This is a genomic window from Deinococcus seoulensis, from assembly GCF_014648115.1.
GTDB classification, from domain to species: domain Bacteria; phylum Deinococcota; class Deinococci; order Deinococcales; family Deinococcaceae; genus Deinococcus; species Deinococcus seoulensis.
Genome location: NZ_BMQM01000035.1, coordinates 1 through 19551 on the forward strand (window position 1 = coordinate 1; position 19551 = coordinate 19551).

The window sequence follows — 19551 nt, forward strand, 5'->3', positions numbered from 1 at the left end:
TAAGCTCAGCATGCTGATAGTTTATCAGAGCACCCTCAGCTCCCTGGAATCCAGGAAGAGCCTTTACTCTTTACTGACGTACAGCAGCGCGCCGAACAGTGCGAGGTTCTTCAGGAACTGGCCCTGCTGCTGGGCGCGTTCCTTGCCGCCTTTGTCCCAGAAGGGGTGACCGATGACCGTGGTGGGCACCAGACTGGTTGCCAGGGCGAGACTGGCGGCGCGGGGCAGCAGGCCGGTGGCCAGCAGCGCGCCGGCCCCGACCATGACGCCGCTGTTGACCTTCACGGCCAGTTCCGGCTCGGGCACCTCGGCGCCGCGCGCGGCGCGCACGATCGGGTCGGGGTTCTGCAGGTGATCCAGGCCGTTCTTGATGAAGATGCTCGCGAGCAGCGCCCGCCCGATGAATCTCGTCACGCTCATGGGTAACCTCCTTGGAACTTGCCCGGAGTGTACCGCGCCCGCCCCGCCCAGGGTGGTGAGGCGCGGCAGGACGTTCACATGCCCTGAATGACCGACAGTTGCCGTGTCAGGTCCGCCATGACGCCCTGCACCGCGAACGCCCCGGTGGACAGCAGTCGCACGTACTCCTCCTGCGTCAACGCGCCGTCCTCGGCGCCGCCCTGCACCTCGATGATCAGGCCCGTGTCGGTGGCGACCACGTTCAGGTCTGCGCGGGCCACTCGGTCCTCAGCGTAATCCAGGTCCACGCGGACCTCGTCGCGCAGCAGGCCCACGCTGATCGCGCCGACGTTGTGCGCGATGGGCCAGTCGGTCAGTTGCCCCTTCTGGATCAGGCGGTCGCAGAAATCATGCAGCGCCGCGTGCCCCGCCAGGATGCTGGCCACGCGCGTGCCGCCGTCCGCGACCAGTACGTCGCAGTCCACGTACAGCGTCTGGTTCCGGAAGTGCCGCAGGTCCATGCTGGCCCGCAGCGCCCGCCCCAGCAGCCGCTGAATCTCGTAACGGCGGCCGTCCTGCAGGTTGCGTTCGCGGGCCTGACGGTCGGTGGTGGCGCGCGGCAGCATGGAGTACTCGGCGGTCAGCCAGCCTTCCTTGCTGCCCCGCATGTGCGGCGCGGCCTTGTCCTGAATGCTGACGGTCGCCATGATCTCGGTGCGGCCCATGATCAGGTGCGCGCTGCCCGGCGCGTGCGGGTTCACGCCGCGCTTGACGGTCAGCGGGCGCGGCTCCAGAAGGGTGCGGCCCTCACGGACCGGGAGGGGCTGGGGAGTGCTGCCTTTGATGGGTGTGCTCATGTCTGGATGGACTCAATTCTGGGCAGCGGGGCCGCCCGGTTGGATTGACCGTCAGTATAGGCCCCGCCGCCCGGCCCCATGCCCCCGGCCGTCATTCCACCAGCGGTCATTCCATCGGCCGCCATTCCACCGGCTGTCATCCCCCCGGCGGCCAGCAGGGCCGCCATGACTGGCGCGGCCCGCGCGGCGTCCCCCGTCACCAGGAAGTGCTCCTGACCGCCCGACTCCCGCCCGGATAGCAACCCACGTTCGGTCAGCACGCGCCGCGTGTGCCGCGCCACTGCCGGGCCGCTGTCCAGCAGCGTGAACGTGTCCCCGAACTCGGCGCGGATACTGCCCGCCAGGAACGGGTAGTGCGTGCAGCCCAGCACCAGCCCGTCGGCCCCCGCCTGTGCCAGCGGTGTCAGGATCTCGCGCAGCACCTCGCGCGCCCGCGCCGAGTCCGCCTGCCCCGCCTCGACCAGCGGCACCAGCTCGGTACTCACGGCCCGCATGACCCGCACGCCCGCCGGGTCCGCGAACTCACGGATCACGTCGGCCAGCAGCGTGCCGCGCAGCGTACCCGGCGTGGCCAGCACGCCCACCACGCCCGAACGGGTCGAGAGGACCGCCGGTTTCACGGCCGGGACCAGCCCGATGATCGGCATCTCGAAACGCGACCGCAGGTGCCCCAGACTGAACGCCGACGCCGTGTTGCACGCCACGACCACGCCCTTGACACCCCGCGCGTGCAGCGCCGAGACCGCCCGGTCCGTCAGGTCCCGGATCTCGTCGTCCGGCCGCGCCCCGTACGGCACGTGCGCCGTATCGGCCAGGTACAGCAGGTCCTCGCCCGGCAGCGCCCGGCGCAGGTCCGCCAGGACGCTCAGGCCCCCCACGCCACTGTCGAACACGCCAAGCGGTGCGTCACTCATCGCGCCTGATGATACGGGGCCGCGCCCATTACCGTTCTGCCAGGGCCTCCCGCAGCGTGTCGCCCAGCGCCCGGATGCCCTGCGTGATCTGCTCGGGCGTGGCGTTGCTGTAACTGAGGCGCATGGTGTTCTGGCCGCCGCCCAGCGCGTAGAAGGGACTGCCCGGCACGTACGCGACCTTGCGTTCCACCGCGCGGGGCAGCAGCGCCTGCGTGTCCACGCCGTCCGGGAGGGTCAGCCACAGGAACATGCCGCCCTGCGGGGTGGTGTAGTCCACGCCGTCCGGGAAGTCCGCGCGGATGCGGTCCAGCATCAGGCGGGCGCGTTCGCCGTACGCCTGCCGGACCCGTTCGATCTGGCGGGGCAGCACGTCCTGCACGAGTTCCGTGACGATCATCTGGTTCAGGGTGGGGGTGTGCAGGTCCGCGCCCTGCTTCGCCTGAATCAGCTTGGCGATGATGGGCGCGGCGGCCTGCACCCACGCGTCCCGCAGCCCCGGCACCAGCGTCTTGCTGAACGAACTGGAGTAGATCACGTGGTTGCGGTCCGGGTCGCCGTGCAGTTCCAGGCCCAGGCTGTACAGGCTGGGGGCCGGTTCGCCGGTAAAGCGCAGCGCGCCGTACGGGTCGTCCTCGAGCAGCAGCACGCCGTGCTGCGCGGTCAGTTCCACCAGTCGGCGGCGTCGCGCGGCGCTCAGGGTGCGCCCGGTCGGGTTCTGAAAGTTCGGCACGGCGTACAGCAACTTGGCGTTCAGACCCGGCAGCAGGGCCTCCAGGGCGTCCACGTCGATGCCTTCCTCGTCGGTGGGCACCTGCACGTAGCGCGGGCCGTACGGCTGGAACGACTGCAGCGCACCCAGGTACGTGGGCGCCTCGACCAGCACCACGTCCCCCTCGTCGATCAGGACCTTGCCCAGCAGGTCCAGCCCCTGCTGGCTGCCGGTCACGATCTGCACGTTGCCCGCCGGGATGCCCGCCTGCGCGCCGATCCACTCACGCAGCGGCGGGTGCCCCTCGGTGGTCGAGTACTGCAACGACGCCGGGCCGTAACGGTCCAGCGCGGCCAGCGTGGCGTCCCTGACCTCCTGCATCGGGAACAGCTCCGGGGCGGGCAGACCACCGGCGAAACTGATCACGTCCGGCCGCTGCGTGATCTTCAGGATCTCGCGGATGGCGCTGGCGTTCATGCTCTGCGCGCGGCGCGACAGCGTGCCGGTCAGGTCGAAAGCTGCGGGGGAGAGGGGACTGGTCATGCCCGCCATGCTACGCCCAGCCCCGCGCCACTGCCGACCTGTCTATTGTTCCCGGCCCAGACATGTGGATGGCCACGTCCGTTCCACGGTTCCGGCGGGTAGAGTGAAAGGCGACTGTAAGGAGGTCTTCTCATGCTCGTTACCGGTAATGACATTCTGGTTCCCGCCCGCGCCGGCAAGTACGGCGTCGGTTCGTTCAACACCAACAACATGGAGATCACCCAGGCGATCATCCACACCGCCGAGCGGCTGCGCAGCCCCGTCATGGTGCAGATGAGCGAGGGCGCCATCAAGTACGGTGGCCAGGACCTCGCCAACATCGTCATTGACCTCGCCAAGCGCGCCACCGTGCCCGTCGCGCTGCACCTCGACCACGGCAGCAGCTACGAGAGCGCCCTGAAAGCCATCAAGATGGGCTTCACCAGCGTCATGATCGACGCCTCGCACCACGACTTCGCCGGGAACGTCAAGGAAACCAAACGCGTCGTGGAAGCCGCGCACGCCATGGGCATCAGCGTGGAAAGTGAACTCGGTCGCCTCGGGGGCATTGAGGAGCACATCGTCGTGGACGAGAAAGATGCCTTCCTGACCGACCCCGAGGAAGCCGTGCAGTTCATCGAGCAGACCGGCACCGACTACCTCGCCATCGCCATCGGCACCAGCCACGGCGCGTTCAAGGGCAAGGGCCGCCCCTACATCGACCACGCCCGCATCGAGAAGATCGCCAGCCTGACCGGCATTCCCCTCGTTGCGCACGGCAGCAGCGGCGTGCCGCAGGAAATCGTCGAGCGCTTCCGCAAGGCCGGCGGCGAGATCGGCGACGCGGCCGGCATCGCCGACGAGGACCTGCAGCGCGCCACGCAGTTCGGCATCGCCAAGGTGAACGTCGACACCGACCTGCGCCTCGCCAGCACCGTCGGCATCCGCGAGGCCCTGGCCGCCAACGCCAAGGAATTCGACCCCCGCAAGATCTTCGGCCCGGCCCGCGACGTCATGGCCCAGGTCATCGAGCACAAACTCGGCGTGCTCGGCAGCGTCGGCAAGGCCTGATCCTTCCCCATCCCACGCAGCAGAGGCGGCCCCGTGTCGCCTCTGTTTCCATTTCCCCCTGTCGCTCCCTGCCCTGTGCCCGGTCTGCCCATCCCCCCACCCCCCCGGCAAGCTGACGGTCAACTGACGTCCGGTTCAGAAAACTCGGCCTGTGCAGCGGGGAATTCTCACCATGGCGCACTATGCTCGCCAGTGCATGAAGGTGCTCTCGCCTCTCCCCGCCCTGGTACTGACGCTCGGCCTGCTGACGACCGGGCAGGGCAGCGGCACAGCCGCCCCGCCCGCCCTTCCGGCCGGGTGGCAACCCCGACTGGCCGCGCTGCTCCCGGTGACCGCGCAGAACGTCACGCTGCTCGAACGCCGCCCCAGCATCTCCACGGTGGACCTGCAACTGCGGGTCGCCAGCGTGGGCGGCAACCCCCAGGCACTGCAACAGGTGATCGTCAGCGCGGCGCGCGGCGTGCAGCCCACCTACGACGAGCGGCTGGGCATCTCCCGCGACGAATTCAAACGGTACCTGGTGTTCCAGGAAGTACTCGCCTCGACCGGCAAGACCTTCCGGCTGGCCGTAACCCGCACCGCCAACCAGGTTACGTTCGGGGACGGCCCCAACATGGACGGCGTGCTGCGCGGCGTGACCATCGACCTGAAAACCGGCGAGATGCGCGGCCCGGAAGGCTTCACCGCCCGGCCGACCGCCGTGCCCCCCAGCGACAACCCGGACCGTGGCCTGGAAGTCCGCAGCGGCTTCCAGTGGCGGATGGTGGGCAGCAACGCCACCACCGGCTACGGCGTGCGCGGCACCCTCAGCCTGCTGCAACTGGCCGGGGGGCGCACCGTCCTCAGTTATACCCGCACCAGCATGATCCGCCGCGTACCCGACACCGGCGAACTGATCGTCGAGTACACCCGCTGACCGGCCATGCTGACCGCCCCACTGACTCGGGTTCCGTTTGTTTCGTTAACAATCCGGAACAGCACCGCCCCTGCCAACTCCACGTCCGGAACCCGCTTTGCTCCTCCTCTGCGGGGCAGCTCTACGGGTCGCATCCGCTCGTATTGAATGGGCTGCAAAGACCATTCAATCGGAGTCCGTATGACTCGGGTCTGACGGCACGTCAAGGTGTCCTCATGTTCCATTCAGGGCACGTCACGCACCGGCGCATACGCTGAGCCTCATGAAGAAGCGTAACCTCCTGATGCTCGGCGCCGCCCTGACCCTGGGCGGCCTGAGTCAAGCCGACGCCGGTCAACTCTCCCCGAGCCTTCTGGCGCGCGCGCAGAAAGGTGATCAGACCAAGGTGGGCGTGATCGTCCGCTTCAAATTTGCCAACGACGCCAGGGGCAGAGCGCAGTTGAAGAATCTGCGTGTCCAGCTGAACAGTCGCCTGAGCGCCCTCGGGGCCAGCTCGGGATTCGTCAAGCAGGCGCTGGCCTCCGGACAGGCCACATCACTCTGGCTGGACCAGAGTATCTACCTGCCGCTGTCACCGGTCGAGGCCCGCGCCCTGGCACTCCTGCCGTTCGTGTCGGACGTGTTCGAGAACTTCAAGGTGCAGATTCCCAAACCGCAGCGCGCCGTCGCCCTGAGTGCCGCCGCCGCCGCGCCCGGCGAGGCGTGGCACCTCGACAAGATCGGCGCGCCGCAGGCCTGGGCCGCCGGATTCAAGGGGCAGGGCATCAAGATCGGGCACCTGGACAGCGGCATCGACGCGAACCACCCGCAGCTGAAAGGCAAGGTCGTGGCCTTCGCGGAATTCGACGCTGACGGCAACCGCGTGAACAGCCAGCCGCACGACACCACCAATCACGGCACGCACACCGCGGGACTGCTGGCGGGCAGCACGGTCGGCGTGGCGCCCAGCGCGCAGATCATCAGCGCGCTGGTCCTGCCGAACAACGAGGGCACCTTCGCAGAGGTGATTGCCGGGATGCAGTACGTGCTGGACCCGGACAACAACGCCGACACCGACGACGGCGCCGACATCGTGAACATGAGTCTGGGCATTCCCGGCACCTTCGACGAGTTCATCGTGCCGGTGCAGAACATGCTCAAGGCGGGCGTGGTGCCCATGTTCGCCATCGGGAACTTCGGCCCGACCTCGGCCAGCACCGGCAGCCCCGGTAACCTGCCGGACGCGATCGGCGTGGGCGCCGTGGACAGGAACGGGCAGGTGGCGAGCTTCAGCAGCCGCGGTCCGGTCAACTGGAACAGCACCATCAAGGGCGTGTTCGTGAAACCCGATATCGCCGCGCCCGGCGTGGAGATCACCAGCGCCTTCCCGAACGGCCAGTACGGGGCGCTCAGCGGTTCCTCGCAGGCCAGCCCCATCGCGGCGGGCGCGGCGGCCCTGCTGCTGTCCGCCAAGCCCGGTACCAGCGTGGACGGCATCAAGAACGCCCTATACACCAGCGCCAGCAACGCGGGCAGCAAGAACAACAATGTGGGCTTCGGCCTGATCAGCGTGCCGGGCGCGCTGGGCAAACTGGGCGTGAAGCTGGGTGCCCCGGCACCTGCTCCGGCGCCCACCCCGACTCCCAAGCCCACCCCTACACCCACGCCAACTCCCACGCCTACCCCGACTCCCAAGCCCACCCCCACGCCGACCCCTACACCCACGCCAACCCCCAAACCGGCGCCCACCCCGACCCCGGCGCCCGCACCGGCCCCGACTGGCCCGGCCGGGTACAGCCTCTGCGCGCTGGAAGGCAGCAAGTGCGACTTCAGCGGCCAGAAGGACGCCGCGTTCGGCACGGCCGGCAAGTACCTGACCGGCATCGGCACCGACGGCTTCAACTGCACCGTGTCCGAATGGGGCCGCGACCCGGCGCCCGGCCTGAAGAAAGGCTGCTTCATCAAGGACCGTCCCGGCGCGGCGCCTGCCCCTGCACCCACCCCGGCGCCCAAGCCCACCCCGGCCCCCACGCCCGCTCCGACGCCCCCGGCAGCCAGCAAGAAACCCCGCGTGCTGCTGGTCGACGATGACATGGGCCAGGGTGCCGACGTGACGGCCGCGCTGCGCGACGCCATCAAGGCCAACGCGGTCAGCGGCGGGGCGTTCGTGTGGAACACCCAGTCGCAGGGCGCCGTGCCCCTGAGCGAGATGAAACGCGCCGATATCGTCGTGTGGGCGACCGGTGAGCAGTACCAGAACACCATCACGCCCGCCGATCAGAACACCCTGAACCAGTACGTGGCGGGCGGCGGGAACCTCCTGATCACCGGGCAGGACATCGGGTACGACGTCGGCACCAGCGCCTTCTACACCGGCACCCTGAAAACCCGCTTCGTGGCGGACAGCAGCGGCAACACCAAGTTCGTGACCGGCGGCGCGTTCGGCAGCACGGCCTTTACCCTGAACGCGTCGGGCAGCGCCGCCAACCAGTACTACCCGGACGTGATCGCCGACATGGGCGGCAGCGCCACCGTCGCCAGCTGGGGCAGCGCGAACGCCACCGCCGGGACCATCACGGCGCAGAGCATCCGCGTGGACCCCAACAAGACCCGCGCCGCGCAGAAGGTGCAGGACCCGCGCGGTCTGGTCGAGCGTCTGGCTGCCAACATCCTGGGCGGCGTGCTGAACCAGATTCTGGGCGGCAACACCCAGGCGCAGAGCCAGAACCGCCCGCGCGTGAGCGCCCAGTCGGCCGGTGAGAACGCCGGAGCGATCGTCGCGAACGACGCCGGGAAGTACCGCACCGTCACCATGGGCTTCGGTATGGAAGGCCTCACGCCCAACAGCCGCAACATCCTGATGAAGACCACCTTCGACTGGCTGATGAAGTAATACGGACTCCGATTGAATGTGCGGCAAAGCCCATTCAATCCGAGCGAAGCGAGTGGGAGAGGACGCGGGCTGCCGGACGTGGAGCCGACAGACCCGGTGAAGTTCCGGGTTATTGGCGAAACAGACGGCAGTCCGTATAACCGCCAGTCGGCCGGGGGGGCGGGGCGCTGATCCGGGCGGCCCGCCCCCCTGTTCATGCCGGGCGGCGCGGCCCAACGTTCCTTGGGGGGATTCCCACCTGCCGGCCGGGACCACTTTATAGGGTGAGGGCATGACCACTCTGACGGACATCATGACCAGCGAACTGACGACCGTGGACCGCGGCGCGACCCTGAAAGAGGTGGCGCTGCTGATGCGCGAGCAGGACATCGGGAACGTCCTGATCATGGACGGCGATACCCTGGTGGGCATCATCACCGACCGGGACATCGTGATCCGCGCCGTCGCGTACGGGCACGACCTGGGCACCGCCGCCAGCGACTACGCCACCGGCGAGGTGTTCAGCATGGACGCCGCGACCACCGTGGCCGAGGCCGCCGCCGAGATGGCCGCGCGGCAGCTGCGCCGCCTCCCGGTCACGCGTGACGGTCAGGTGGTGGGAATCGTGAGCCTCGCGGACCTCGCCACGCGCGCCCGGACCGGCGCGGACGAGCAGGCGCTCCAGGGCATCAGCCAGCCGACCATCTGAACGCCGCACCCGCGGGAGGGGCACGCCGGGTGGTGGCGCGCCCCTTTACTGTTCCTTGACTGGCGCGGGCACCCTTGACCTCGCGCGCACTCGAAGGCCTACGGTGGGGACATGACTCCGATCAAGAGCCCCCTGGCCCCCCGCGCCGACGCGACCGACCTCCTGAAAGACACCGACCTGACCGGCCAGACGGCCGTCGTGACCGGCGGGGCCTCCGGGCTGGGCACCGAGACGGTGCGCGCCCTCCTGAGCGCCGGGGCGCGCGTGATCCTGCCTGTCCGCGACACGGCGCGCGGCGAGGAAGTCGCCCGTGACCTCGCACGGGCCACCGGCAACGACGACGTGCATGTCGTGCATCTGGACCTGTCCTCGCTCGCGTCGGTGCGGCAGGCGGCGGCGGCGATCCTGGCTGCCGCGCCCCGCATTCACATGCTGATCAACAACGCGGGCGTCATGGCCACCCCGCAGGGACACACGGCCGACGGTTTCGAGACGCAGTTCGGCACGAATCACCTGGGGCACTTCCAGCTGACCCGCCTGCTGATGCCCGCGCTGCTGGCCGCCGCGCCCGCCCGCGTGGTGGCACTCAGCAGCAGCGCCCACCGCCTGAGCGACATCCGCTGGGACGACATGAACTTTCAGAGCACCCCCTACGATCCCTGGCAGGCGTACGGGCAGAGCAAGACCGCCAACGCCCTGTTCGCCGTGGAACTGAACCGCCGCTACGCCGCCCAGGGCGTCACCGCGAACGCCGTGCACCCCGGCGGGATCATGACCGGCTTGCAGAAGCACATGCCCGAAGGCGAGGCGCAGCGCCGCGGCTGGATCGACGAGAACGGCGTGCCCAACCCCGCCTTCAAGACGCCCGCACAGGGGGCCAGCACCAGCATCTGGGCCGCCACCGCGCCCGAACTGGACGGCGTGGGCGGCCTGTTCCTGGAGGACCTGCAGCAGAGCACCCCGCTGGACGAGGCCAGCCCCAACCCCCTGTTCGGGTACAAGCCCCACGCGTTGAATGCCGACAGTGCCCGCCGCCTGTGGACACTCAGCGAGCAGATGATCGACCAGACCGGGCAGTAACCCTGGAACACAGGAAGCCGCCCGGTTCATCAGCTCCGGGGGGCTTCGCATAGGGGACTGCACTGATAGGGGGCTGCACTGAATTCAAGTCATTCCGGGCCGCCCGGTGGCCCCCTCACCCTTCCGTCGCTCCGCTCCTCCCTCCCTCTCCCGCAAGGGGAGAGGGCAAACGGCCAGCAGTCACGTGCGCAGGGAGTCGGGCTCATCCCGTATCCGTTCAGGATTTACCCCAGGTCGCGCAGCCTTCGGTACAGTTCCTTCTGCTCGTCGCTGAGGGCAGCGGGCACCGTGACGTTCAGGCGCACGTACAGATCGCCGCGCGTGCCGTCCTTCTTCGGCCAGCCCTGCCCGCGCAGGCGCATGCGCCGCCCGCCGCTGCTGCCGGGGGGGACGCTCAGGTTGCCCTTGCCGCTCAGGGTCTGCACGGTCACGTCGCCGCCCAGCGCCGCGAGCGGGGCCGGCACGTCCACGCTGGTGGTCAGGTGGTCGCCGTCCAGTTCAAAGCGGGCGTCTTCCAGCACGCGGATGGTCAGCAGCACGTCGCCGCCGCCCGGTCCCTGTCCGGCCAGTCGCAGGCGCGCGCCGTCGCGCGTTCCGGCGGGCACGCGCAGGCTCAGGCGTTTGCCGTCCACGTTGATGACCTCGTCCGAACCGCTGAACGCCTCGGCCAGCGTGACCTGCAACTCGCCTTCCACGTTCTGCACGAAGCGGCGCCCGCCGCCCATCCCGCCGCCGCCCAGCAGGTCTTCCAGGTTGACCTGCGCGCCGCCCGGGAATCCCTGGCCTGCGCCGCCGCGCCGCCCGGTCTGCCCGAACAGCCCCTGGAAGAAGTCACTGAACTGCCCCGGGTCGAAGCCCGAGAAGTCCCCGCCCTGAAACCCGCCGCCCGCTCCGGGGCCGCCGTAGCCGGGCGGGACCTGCCCGGTGTGCCCGAACTGGTCGAACACCTGCCGTTTCTCGGGGTCGGACAGGACGGCGTACGCCTCGCCGATCTCCTTGAAGCGTTCGGCGGCCTTCTCGTCCCCGGCGTTCTTGTCCGGGTGGTACTGCTTGGCGAGTTTGCGGTACGCGCTCTTGATGTCCGCCTCGGACGCCCCGCGGGAGACGCCGAGCACGTCGTAGTAATCCTTGTAAGCCATGTGCGCCTCCTTCAGGCCGGTGAGGAAGGTGGATTCAGCCCAGTGGGTTCAGCTCGTGGGTTCAGGGCGGAGCGGTTCAGGTGGTCACGAGGTCGCGGTACAGCGCCTCGACCTTCGCCCGCGCCCACGGCGTGCGCCGCAGGAACTTCAGGCTGCTCTGGACGCTCGGATCGAACTGAAAGCAGCGGATGGGAACCATGCGGGCCAGTTCGTCCCAGCCGTACGCCTCGTGCAGCCGCTCGACGATCATGGCGAGCGTCACGCCGTGCATGGGATCGGCAGAGGGTGAGCGGGTGACGGTCGATGGAGCCGCAGGGGCCTCAGCCGACGCCGTCTTGTCTTCTGGGTCAACCATCACCGCTTCCCCCTCAGTCCTTCCGGCTCACGACGACGCGGGCGGGGCGCACGAGGCGGTCGCCCATGCGGAAGCCCAGCTGGTACACCTGCACGATCACGTCGTCCTCGTCGCCCGGCACGACCTGCAGCGCCTCGTGCCACTGCGGGTCGAAGGCCTCGCCTTCCTTCCCGGTCACTTCCAGGCCCAGGCCCGCGAACACGCTCAGGATCTTGCCCTGCACGGCCTGCATGCCGGGAATCAGTTTGGCGGGGTCGGCGGCGCCCATGGTCACGGCGCGGTCCATGTCGTCGTACACGGGCATCAGCGCCTCGGCGGCCTTGCTTATGCCCTGGCCCTGCGCGGCGGCCACGTCCTCCTGGGTGCGGCGGCGGTAGTTCTCGAAGTCGGCGGCCAGCCGGGCCAGTCGGCCCTTCAGGTCGGCGTTCTCCTTCTCCAGCTCGCCTGCACGTTCCAGCGTCGCCATCATCTCCTGCACCTGCCCCAGCATGCCCTCGTCCATGCCGTCCAGGCCGGGGAACTCGGTTTCCAGGTCTTCCTGCATGTTGTCGGTTTCGGTGTCTGGGATGTCCAGGCCGTCCTCGCTGACGGTTTTCGTGCGGTCGGGTTCGGTGGCCTCGGGGGCGTGTTTGTGCTGGTCGTCGGTCATCTTGGGGCCTCGCTTTCGGAACATTCCGCTCAGCTTACGGGCTGCCGGGCGTTCCTGGGGGGAATGAAGGATGAAAGAAAAGGGGGAGAGGAGGCGCGGCGGCCGTCCTCTCCCGTGAATGGTGGTGCTGGTGGGCGGCCGCCTCGCCCGACCCTCGCCTTCCCGCAGCGGGAAGGAAGGGGGGGGTTACTCGGCGGGTTTGAAGTCCGCGTCGATCACGTCGTCGTCCTGCTTGTCCTTGCCCAGGTTGACGGTGTCGTCGCCCTGCGCCTGACCCTGGCCCTGCGCGGCGGTCATGAAGGCGCGGAGTTCCTCTTCCAGGGCTTTCTGGGCGGTGTCGATGCGGGCGTCGTCGTCACTGCGCACCGCTTCCTCGGCCTCGTCGGCGGCGGCCTTCAGTTTGTCCTTGGCGTCGGCGGCGGCGCCCTCGTTCTCCTCGATCTGGCCGAGGGCCTGCACGCGCAGCGAGTCGAGGTTGTTGCGCTTCTCGACCTTCTCGCGGCGCAGTTTGTCGGCGGCGGCGTTCTGCTCGGCTTCCTGCACCATGCGTTCCACGTCGCCCTTGTCGAGGGTGGTGGTGTTCTCGATGCGGATGCTGGCTTCCTTGCCGCTGGTCTTCTCCTTGGCGGTCACGTGCAGGATGCCGTTCGCGTCGATGTCGAAGGTCACCTCGATCTGCGGCTGACCGGCGCGCATAGGCGGAATGCCTTCCAGTTTGAAGCGGCCCAGGGACTTGTTGTCGTTCGCCATGGGGCGTTCACCCTGCAGGACGTTGATCTCCACGCCGGGCTGGTTGTTCTCGGCAGTGGTGTAGATCTCGGTCTTCTTGGCGGGCACCGTGGTGTTGCGGGTGATCATCGGCGCGATCATGCCGCCCTTGACTTCCACGCCCAGCGTCAGCGGGGTCACGTCCACCAGCACGATATCGCCCAGGCTGGAGTCGCCCTGGATGATCCCGGCCTGCACGGCGGCGCCCAGCGCGACGGCCTCGTCGGGGTTCACGCTCTCGTTGGGGGTCTTGCCGATCAGTTCCTGCACGATGCGCTTGACGGCCGGGATGCGGGTGCTGCCGCCCACCAGGATCACTTCGTCGATCTTGCTGGCGTCCAGTTTCGCGTCGGCAAGGGCCTGCTCGACCGGCTTACGCACGCGGCGCAGCAGGTCGGCCGTGATCTCCTCGAACTTGGCGCGGCTCAGGGTGCGTTCCAGGTGCATGGGGGTGCGGGTTTCCGGGTCGAAGGTGATGAACGGCAGGCTGATCGAGGTTTCGGTCGCGTTGCTCAGTTCGATCTTGGCCTTCTCGGCCGCTTCGATCAGGCGCTGCAGGGCCTGCTTGTCCTTGCGCAGGTCGAAGCTGTTGTCCTTCTGGAACTCGGTGGCCAGCCAGTCCACGATGCGCTGGTCGAAGTCCGCGCCGCCCAGGTGGGTGTCGCCGCTGGTGGATTTCACTTCGAACACGCCGTCGCCCAGTTCGAGAATGGTCACGTCGAAGGTGCCGCCCCCCAGGTCGAAGACCAGCACGGTCTCGTTCCCCTTGCGTTCCAGGCCGTAGGCGAGCGCGGCGGCGGTGGGTTCGTTGATGACGCGCAGCACGTTCAGGCCCGCGATCTCACCGGCCTGCTTGGTGGCCTCGCGCTGGCTGTTGTCGAAGTACGCGGGCACCGTGATGACCACGTCCCTGATCTTCTCGCCCAGTTTGGCGCTGGCGTCGTTCACGAGTTTACGCAGCACCTCGGCGCTGACCTGCTCGGGCGCGAGGTCCTGGCCGTTCACCTCGATGCGAACGCTGCCGCCGGGGCCTTCCTTGACGGTGAAGGGGCTGCGGCCCGCCTCGTCCTTGATCTCGTCCCAGCGGCGGCCGATGAAGCGCTTGACCTCGAACAGCGTGGCGGCGGGGTTCAGCGCGGCCTGACGGCGCGCGATCTGGCCCACGAGGCGCTCGTCGCCCTTGTACGCGACGACGCTGGGCGTGGTGCGCGCGCCCTCGGCGTTCACGATGACTTCGGGGCGGCCGCCTTCCATGACGGAGATAACAGAGTTGGTGGTACCAAGGTCGATTCCGACTGCTTTGGGCATGGTGACTCCTGTATTGATGGTCTGAAGTGTGGGGATTTGCCGCCACGGGGGCAGCAGTTCTGATCTGCGAACATCATAGGCCCACAGTTCCGGAGTGTCAATAGAGTTGAGTGCGGTACGCTCAAGTTTAAGTGACCCTCAAGACGTGGGCCTCACCGCCACACCCAGCACAGGCCAGCCCGCCGCTCACCCTCTGCCTACAGCCTGTCCCCCACATGAATGGCCGCGATGCCGAAGGTCAGCAGGCGGTAGCGGGTGCGGAAGCCCGTGGCGCGCATGAGTTGCGCCAGCCGCTCGGGTTCCGGGAAGGCCAGCACACTCTCGGGCAGGTACGTGTACGCGCCCGCGTTCCCGCTGATCAGCCCGCCGATGCGTGGCAGCACATGCTGGAAGTACACCCGGAAGAGGCTGCCCAACAGACCCGGCCGTGGTGGCGGGAACTCCAGGATCACGGCCCGCCCACCCGGCGCCAGCACCCGGTGGAACTCCGCGAGGCCGCACGCGTAATCCGCGAAGTTCCGGAACCCGAACGCGCAGGTGATCGAGTCGAAACTCCCGTCCGGGTACGGCAGGTTCAGCGCGTCCCCTTCCTCCAGGCGGATGTCGATGTGCCGCGCGGCGGCCTTCTCACGGCCGATGGCGAGCATCTGCGGCACGAAATCACTGCCGATCACCTCGGCCTGCGGGGCGCGGGTCTTGAGTTCCAGCGCGAAATCCGCCGTGCCGGTCGCCACGTCCAGCACCCGCGCCGGCTTCAGGGCCAGCGCCTCCTGCGCCGCCGCCCGGCGCCAGCCCCGGTCCACGCCGAGGCTCAGCACGCGGTTCAGAAGGTCGTAACGGGGCGCGATGCTGGCGAACATGGCCTGCACGTCCTTGCCCTTGTCCTGCTTGTCGCCCACCGGCGGCCGGTTCGTCATACCCGCGATCATAGCGGCGCGCGGGCGGGACAGACGGGAAGCGTTCCGCCAGTCCCGCCCGCCGTGGGGATCAGGAGATGATGCCCAGCGTGCGGCCCACCTCGGCGTAGGCCTGCAGGGCGTGGTCGAGGTCGTCACGGGTGTGCTCGGCGGTCACGATGTTGCGGATGCGGGCCAGTCCGCGCGGCACGGTCGGGAAGCCCAGTCCGACGGCGAACACGCCCCGGTCGAACAGCAGGCGGCTCGCCTCGAACGCGGCGGGGGCCTCGCCGAAGATGACGGGCGTGATGGGCGTGGTGCTGCCGAACGTGTCGAAGCCCAGGCCCTGCAACTCTGCCTTGAAGTAGCGGGTGTTGTCCCACAGGCGCGCCATCAGGGTGGGGTCGCGCTGCACCTCGTCGAGCGCGGCACTCAGCGCGCCGACCGTGGCGGGGGCCTGCGCGGTGCTGAACAGGTACGGGCGGGCGCGGTTGATCAGCAACTCGCGCAGGTCGCCGTGCCCGGCCGCGTAGCCGCCCACGCCGCCCCACGCCTTGCTGAGCGTCCCGACCTGAATCACGTCGTCGGCGTACTCGAAGCCGAAGTGATGCACGGTGCCGCGCCCGGCCTCGCCCATCACGCCGCTGCCGTGCGCGTCGTCCACGTACGTGACCGCGCCGTAGCGGCGGGCGACTTCGACCAGTCGGTCCAGGGGGGCCACGTCGCCGTCCATGGAGAACACGCCGTCCGTCACGACGAGTTTCAGGCCGCCGGTGTCGTGTTCCTTCAGCAGGCGTTCCAGATCGTCGGGGTCGGCGTGTCTGTACACCTTCTTGGTGGCCTTGGTCAGGCGCAGTCCGTCGATGATGCTGGCGTGGTTCAGTTCGTCGCTGACGACCAGATCGCCGTCGCGCAGCAGCGCGCCCAGCACGCCCTGGTTGGTCGTGAAGCCGCTGTGCAGCACCAGCGCGCTGCCCGTGTGCTTGAACGCTGCCAGTTGAGACTCAAATTCCTCATGGATGCGCAGCGTTCCGGCAATCGTGCGCACGGCGCCCGCGCCCACGCCCCAGCGGTCCAGGTACTCGGCGGCCCGCGCTTTCAGGGCCGGGTGGTCCGCGAAGCCCAGGTAGTTGTTGCTGGCGAGGTTCACGACCTCGCGGCCGTCCACGCGGGTGCGGGCGCGGCTGGCGCTGTCCAGCACGCGCGGGTGAATCAGCAGCCCGCTCTCGCGCAGGCCGGACAGTTCGGCGGTCAGACGGTCGGACAGGGAGGTGGACATGCCCCGAGTGTAGGGTCGCGCGCCCCTACTTGTCCGTGAGGGAAGGACGTCAAGGGGCGGCGGCGCGCGGGGTCAGGCCCCGCCACACGCCGAGCGCACCGACCAGCAGCAGCGCCCCGATCACGCCCGCCCCGGCGTGCAGGCCGCTCAGGAAACCGGGTGTGCCCTCGCCGCCGCGCGCCACCAGCGCCCCCCACGCGGCGATGCCCAGCGCCACGCCCACCTGCCGCATGGCACTCAGGACACTGGACGCCTGCGCGGCCTGCCCGGCGGGCACGTCATTCACGGCAGCGGTGGTCAGGGCGGCGTTGGCGAGGCCCGTGCCGACCCCCATCACGAAGAACTCGCCGGCCAGTCCCAGCGAGAGACTCAGCGGCGACCCGCCCAGGTGCAGGCCCAGCACCAGCAGCAGGCCCGCGCCGATCACGGCCAGTCCGGCCGCGCCGACGCCGCGCGCCCCGGCCCGCGCGATCAGCCGCCCACCCAGCGGCGACGACAGCCCCACCCCGATGGGAAACAGGGACGTGACCAGTCCCGCGCGCGTGGCGCTGTACCCCTGCGTGCCCTGCAGGAACAGCGTGATGAACACCAGCAACCCGAACGGCCCGAACGCCGCCAGCAGCGAACCCACGTTTGCGGTCGTGAACGCCCGGTTCCGGAACACCCGCAGGTCCACCAGCGGGTGCGGGGCGCGGCGCTCGGCGCGCAGGAACAGTGCGGAGGTCACGGCGGCCAGTCCCAGGCACCCCAGCACCGGCGCGGAGTCCCAGCCCAGCACGTTGCCCTGCGACAGACCGTAGGCAAGCCCTGCCAGGGCCGTGGCGGCCAGCAGGACGCCCGGCACGTCGATGGGCCGGGGGCGGGGCGTACCCAGCGGGCGGGTGCGGCCCAGCGTGAAGGCCAGCGTGCCCAGCGCGGTCACGGCGACCGTCCAGAACACCGCCGACCAGCCCAGCGTGTCGATGACCGTCCCGCCCAGCAGCGGCCCTGCGGCGATCCCCAGGCCCGACACGCCCGCCCACACGCCGATGGCCCGCGCCCGCGCGGCAGGCTGCGTGAACGCCAGGGTCAGCAGGACCAGCGTGGCGGGCTGAATCACGGCGGAACTCAGGCCCTGAAGTGCGCGCCCCACCAGCAGCGCCGGGAAGCTGGGAGCCAGCGCGCAGGTCGCGGCGCCCACCACGCCCAGCGCGAGGCCCCACACCAGCGCCCGCCGGAACCCGAAGCGGTCGCCCAGCAGCCCCCCGGCCAGCAGCGTGGCGGCGAACACGATGTTGTACACGTTCGCCACCCACGGCACGTCGTGCGCGCCCACCCCGAACACGTGGCCCAGCGTGGGCAGCGACGGGTTCACGATGGACACGTTCAGCATGACCACCACCACCGACAGCGAACTGGCGATCAGCACGGCCCGCTGAAGCCCGGCCGGAACGGGTTCAGGAGGCACGCGGTCAGACACCGCTGACAGGGAGGGCAGATTCGGTTCTGTGATGCCTGCCAGCATAACAGGCGTGCGGTCTGGCAGGCTCACACGGATTCCGTTTGTTTCGCCCTCCACCCGGAAGGGCGCCGGGTTGCCAACTCCACGTCCGGAACCCGCCCGGCTCCCACTCGCATCCGCTCGGATTGAATGGGCCGCAAAGGCCATTCAATCCGAGTCCGTATTACTGGCTGGTCACGGGCGTCGGCTCGTGCAGCGTGTAGCGTTGCACGCCCGCCGTACTCAGGCTGCGCTGGTACGTGCGGCTCCCGTCAGGCAGGTACACGTAGTGCTCGGCGCGGGTCCAGCCCTGCGCCAGATTCCAGCGTTGCCGCATGTCCGGCACGAGCGTCCTGAAGTCCGCCGTCACGGCCGCGCTGGCGTACGCCACGCGGTCGTGCGTCATCAGCGGCAGGGTCTCGCCCACGTCCAGCGTGCCGTTCGCGTTGCGGTCCTGCCACATCGTCCATTCCAGCAGCAGCACCTTCGCGGCGGCCGGGGCGACCGTCACCGACGCGCCCGCCGGGATCAGCGTGGCGGCGTCCACGGCGCGGTCCGTCTGGTTGATCCACTTCAGCGGGTCCACGTCCACGGCCGTCTTCCCGGCGGGCACGGCCAGCTGGTACACGCTCTCGCCGCCGTCCGTCACCAGGGACAGGTAGGCGCCGGTGGGCGCGGCTGGGAAGCGCACCTCCGCACCGCTCGGCAGGGGAGGGCGCCCACCCGTCGGGGCCGACGAACTGCCGCACGCGGTCAGGGCTGCGCCCAGCAGGGCCGCTGCCGGAATCCACGCGGCGCGCTTCATTTCGCACCGCCCAGGGTGCCGCCCAGCGGGGCGCCCTGACTGATCAGCCGGTTCGTCGGTTCGTGCAGGCGGATGCTCAGGCGTTCGTCGGCCTCGGGCACGCTGTTCATGGTCACCACGTACCGGCCGGGCGTGGCCGACGGTTGCCGGACCTCGTGCGCCACCAGCGACCAGCCCTTGCGGCGCGCGCCGCTCTCGTTCGTGCGCCCGTCCGCGCTGGTGAACGAGTACGTGAACGCCTCGCTGGCGTAACTGTAGATCGAGTGCGTCTGGTACAGCTCCTCGGTGCTTTCCGGCTGCCCGTTGCGGTTCAGGTCGTTGTAGAGCACGAAGTACACGTTGCAGGTCTGCACGGTGTCCGGCGTCACCACCACGTCCCGCATGCCGTCGGTCTCGCCACCCTTGAACGGGGACAGGCAGGCAGTCTTCTGAAGATCCTGAAGCGAGTAGCCGTTGATGTAGATGGTCGTGCGGTTCATCACGCTGCCCGGAGCGCCCCACAGATACCCACCGTCCCCGATGGTCCGCAGGTACTGCCCGTTCGTGCCGAAGGCCACTCCGCTCAGCCGCAGCGTGTCCACGGCTGGGGTGTCCGGGAAGGTGAAGGTCAGACTCATGGGGGCGGGTGGCGGGGGACTGGGGCAGGCGGTCAGGAGCGCACACAGCGCCCCGACCCCACCCAGCCGGATGACATTCATGTTCTTCATACGACGTTCACAGTAATGGACGTCCCCGGACCCTGCACGCAGATCTGACGCAGGGAGCTGGCACGCCAGGAACAGACGACGGACACACACGACGGGCACAGACAACGGGCACAGACGACGGGCACAGAAGGCAGGTG

The 19551-nt window shown here is 69.1% G+C and carries 18 protein-coding genes; 5 read left to right on the plus strand and 13 right to left on the minus strand.

Annotated elements, in window-relative coordinates:
• Positions 1-63 precede the first annotated feature (63 nt).
• From IEY70_RS17740 to IEY70_RS17755, 4 genes are all read right to left on the minus strand, one after another.
• Positions 64-420, minus strand: a complete 357-nt coding sequence (locus IEY70_RS17740) for a DoxX family protein (protein WP_189066369.1) — start codon at positions 418-420, stop codon at positions 64-66.
• Between the two features lie 74 nt (positions 421-494).
• Positions 495-1256 (minus strand): ribonuclease PH, encoded by a 762-nt coding sequence (rph, locus tag IEY70_RS17745; protein ID WP_189066370.1) that lies wholly within the window; start codon positions 1254-1256, stop codon positions 495-497.
• Positions 1253-2170: a glutamate racemase gene (gene murI, locus IEY70_RS17750; protein WP_189066371.1), complete on the minus strand. Its 918-nt coding sequence runs from the start codon at positions 2168-2170 to the stop codon at positions 1253-1255. The genes rph and murI overlap by 4 nt, the downstream gene beginning before the upstream one ends.
• A 28-nt stretch (positions 2171-2198) precedes the next feature.
• A complete protein-coding gene (locus IEY70_RS17755; protein ID WP_308425541.1) occupies positions 2199-3431 on the minus strand; it encodes an aminotransferase-like domain-containing protein in 1233 nt (410 codons plus the stop codon).
• Between the two features lie 123 nt (positions 3432-3554).
• Between IEY70_RS17755 and fba the strand changes: the two genes are divergently transcribed.
• From fba to IEY70_RS17780, 5 genes are all read left to right on the plus strand, one after another.
• Positions 3555-4472 carry a class II fructose-1,6-bisphosphate aldolase gene (gene fba / locus IEY70_RS17760; RefSeq protein ID WP_189066372.1) on the plus strand — a complete coding sequence of 306 codons (918 nt, stop codon included), beginning with the start codon at positions 3555-3557 and terminating at the stop codon, positions 4470-4472.
• A 196-nt stretch (positions 4473-4668) separates the two neighbouring features.
• A complete protein-coding gene (locus tag IEY70_RS17765; RefSeq protein ID WP_189066373.1) occupies positions 4669-5388 on the plus strand; it encodes a hypothetical protein in 720 nt (239 codons plus the stop codon).
• A gap of 262 nt (positions 5389-5650) precedes the next feature.
• Positions 5651-8260 carry a S8 family peptidase gene (locus IEY70_RS17770; RefSeq protein WP_189066374.1) on the plus strand — a complete coding sequence of 870 codons (2610 nt, stop codon included), beginning with the start codon at positions 5651-5653 and terminating at the stop codon, positions 8258-8260.
• A 271-nt stretch (positions 8261-8531) separates the two neighbouring features.
• Positions 8532-8948: a CBS domain-containing protein gene (locus IEY70_RS17775; RefSeq protein WP_189066375.1), complete on the plus strand. Its 417-nt coding sequence runs from the start codon at positions 8532-8534 to the stop codon at positions 8946-8948.
• Positions 8949-9059: 111 nt separating this feature from the next.
• Positions 9060-10028, plus strand: coding sequence for an oxidoreductase (locus tag IEY70_RS17780; RefSeq protein ID WP_189066376.1), 969 nt, complete (start codon positions 9060-9062; stop codon positions 10026-10028).
• Positions 10029-10252: 224 nt separating this feature from the next.
• Here IEY70_RS17780 and IEY70_RS17785 read toward each other — a convergent pair whose 3' ends face one another.
• From IEY70_RS17785 to IEY70_RS17825, 9 genes are all read right to left on the minus strand, one after another.
• Positions 10253-11167 carry a DnaJ C-terminal domain-containing protein gene (locus tag IEY70_RS17785; protein WP_189066377.1) on the minus strand — a complete coding sequence of 305 codons (915 nt, stop codon included), beginning with the start codon at positions 11165-11167 and terminating at the stop codon, positions 10253-10255.
• A 76-nt stretch (positions 11168-11243) separates the two neighbouring features.
• Entirely contained in the window at positions 11244-11522 is a 279-nt protein-coding gene (locus IEY70_RS17790) for a VF530 family protein (protein WP_189066378.1), read from the minus strand.
• Positions 11523-11535: 13 nt separating this feature from the next.
• Positions 11536-12195 carry a nucleotide exchange factor GrpE gene (locus IEY70_RS17795; RefSeq protein WP_373290817.1) on the minus strand — a complete coding sequence of 220 codons (660 nt, stop codon included), beginning with the start codon at positions 12193-12195 and terminating at the stop codon, positions 11536-11538.
• Positions 12196-12357: 162 nt separating this feature from the next.
• On the minus strand, positions 12358-14247 hold the full coding sequence (gene dnaK / locus IEY70_RS17800; protein ID WP_189066379.1) for a molecular chaperone DnaK: 1890 nt from the start codon (positions 14245-14247) through the stop codon (positions 12358-12360).
• A 197-nt stretch (positions 14248-14444) separates the two neighbouring features.
• Positions 14445-15164: a bifunctional demethylmenaquinone methyltransferase/2-methoxy-6-polyprenyl-1,4-benzoquinol methylase UbiE gene (gene ubiE / locus IEY70_RS17805; protein WP_189066380.1), complete on the minus strand. Its 720-nt coding sequence runs from the start codon at positions 15162-15164 to the stop codon at positions 14445-14447.
• Between the two features lie 70 nt (positions 15165-15234).
• Positions 15235-16422 carry a BioF/Kbl family PLP-dependent acyltransferase gene (locus tag IEY70_RS17810; RefSeq protein ID WP_189066381.1) on the minus strand — a complete coding sequence of 396 codons (1188 nt, stop codon included), beginning with the start codon at positions 16420-16422 and terminating at the stop codon, positions 15235-15237.
• 49 nt (positions 16423-16471) lie between these two features.
• Positions 16472-17869 carry an MFS transporter gene (locus IEY70_RS17815; RefSeq protein WP_189066382.1) on the minus strand — a complete coding sequence of 466 codons (1398 nt, stop codon included), beginning with the start codon at positions 17867-17869 and terminating at the stop codon, positions 16472-16474.
• Between the two features lie 217 nt (positions 17870-18086).
• Positions 18087-18707: a hypothetical protein gene (locus IEY70_RS17820; RefSeq protein ID WP_189066383.1), complete on the minus strand. Its 621-nt coding sequence runs from the start codon at positions 18705-18707 to the stop codon at positions 18087-18089.
• A complete protein-coding gene (locus IEY70_RS17825) occupies positions 18704-19414 on the minus strand; it encodes a hypothetical protein (RefSeq protein ID WP_189066384.1) in 711 nt (236 codons plus the stop codon). Before IEY70_RS17825 ends, IEY70_RS17820 begins: the two co-directional genes overlap by 4 nt.
• Between the last annotated feature and the right edge of the window lie 137 nt (positions 19415-19551).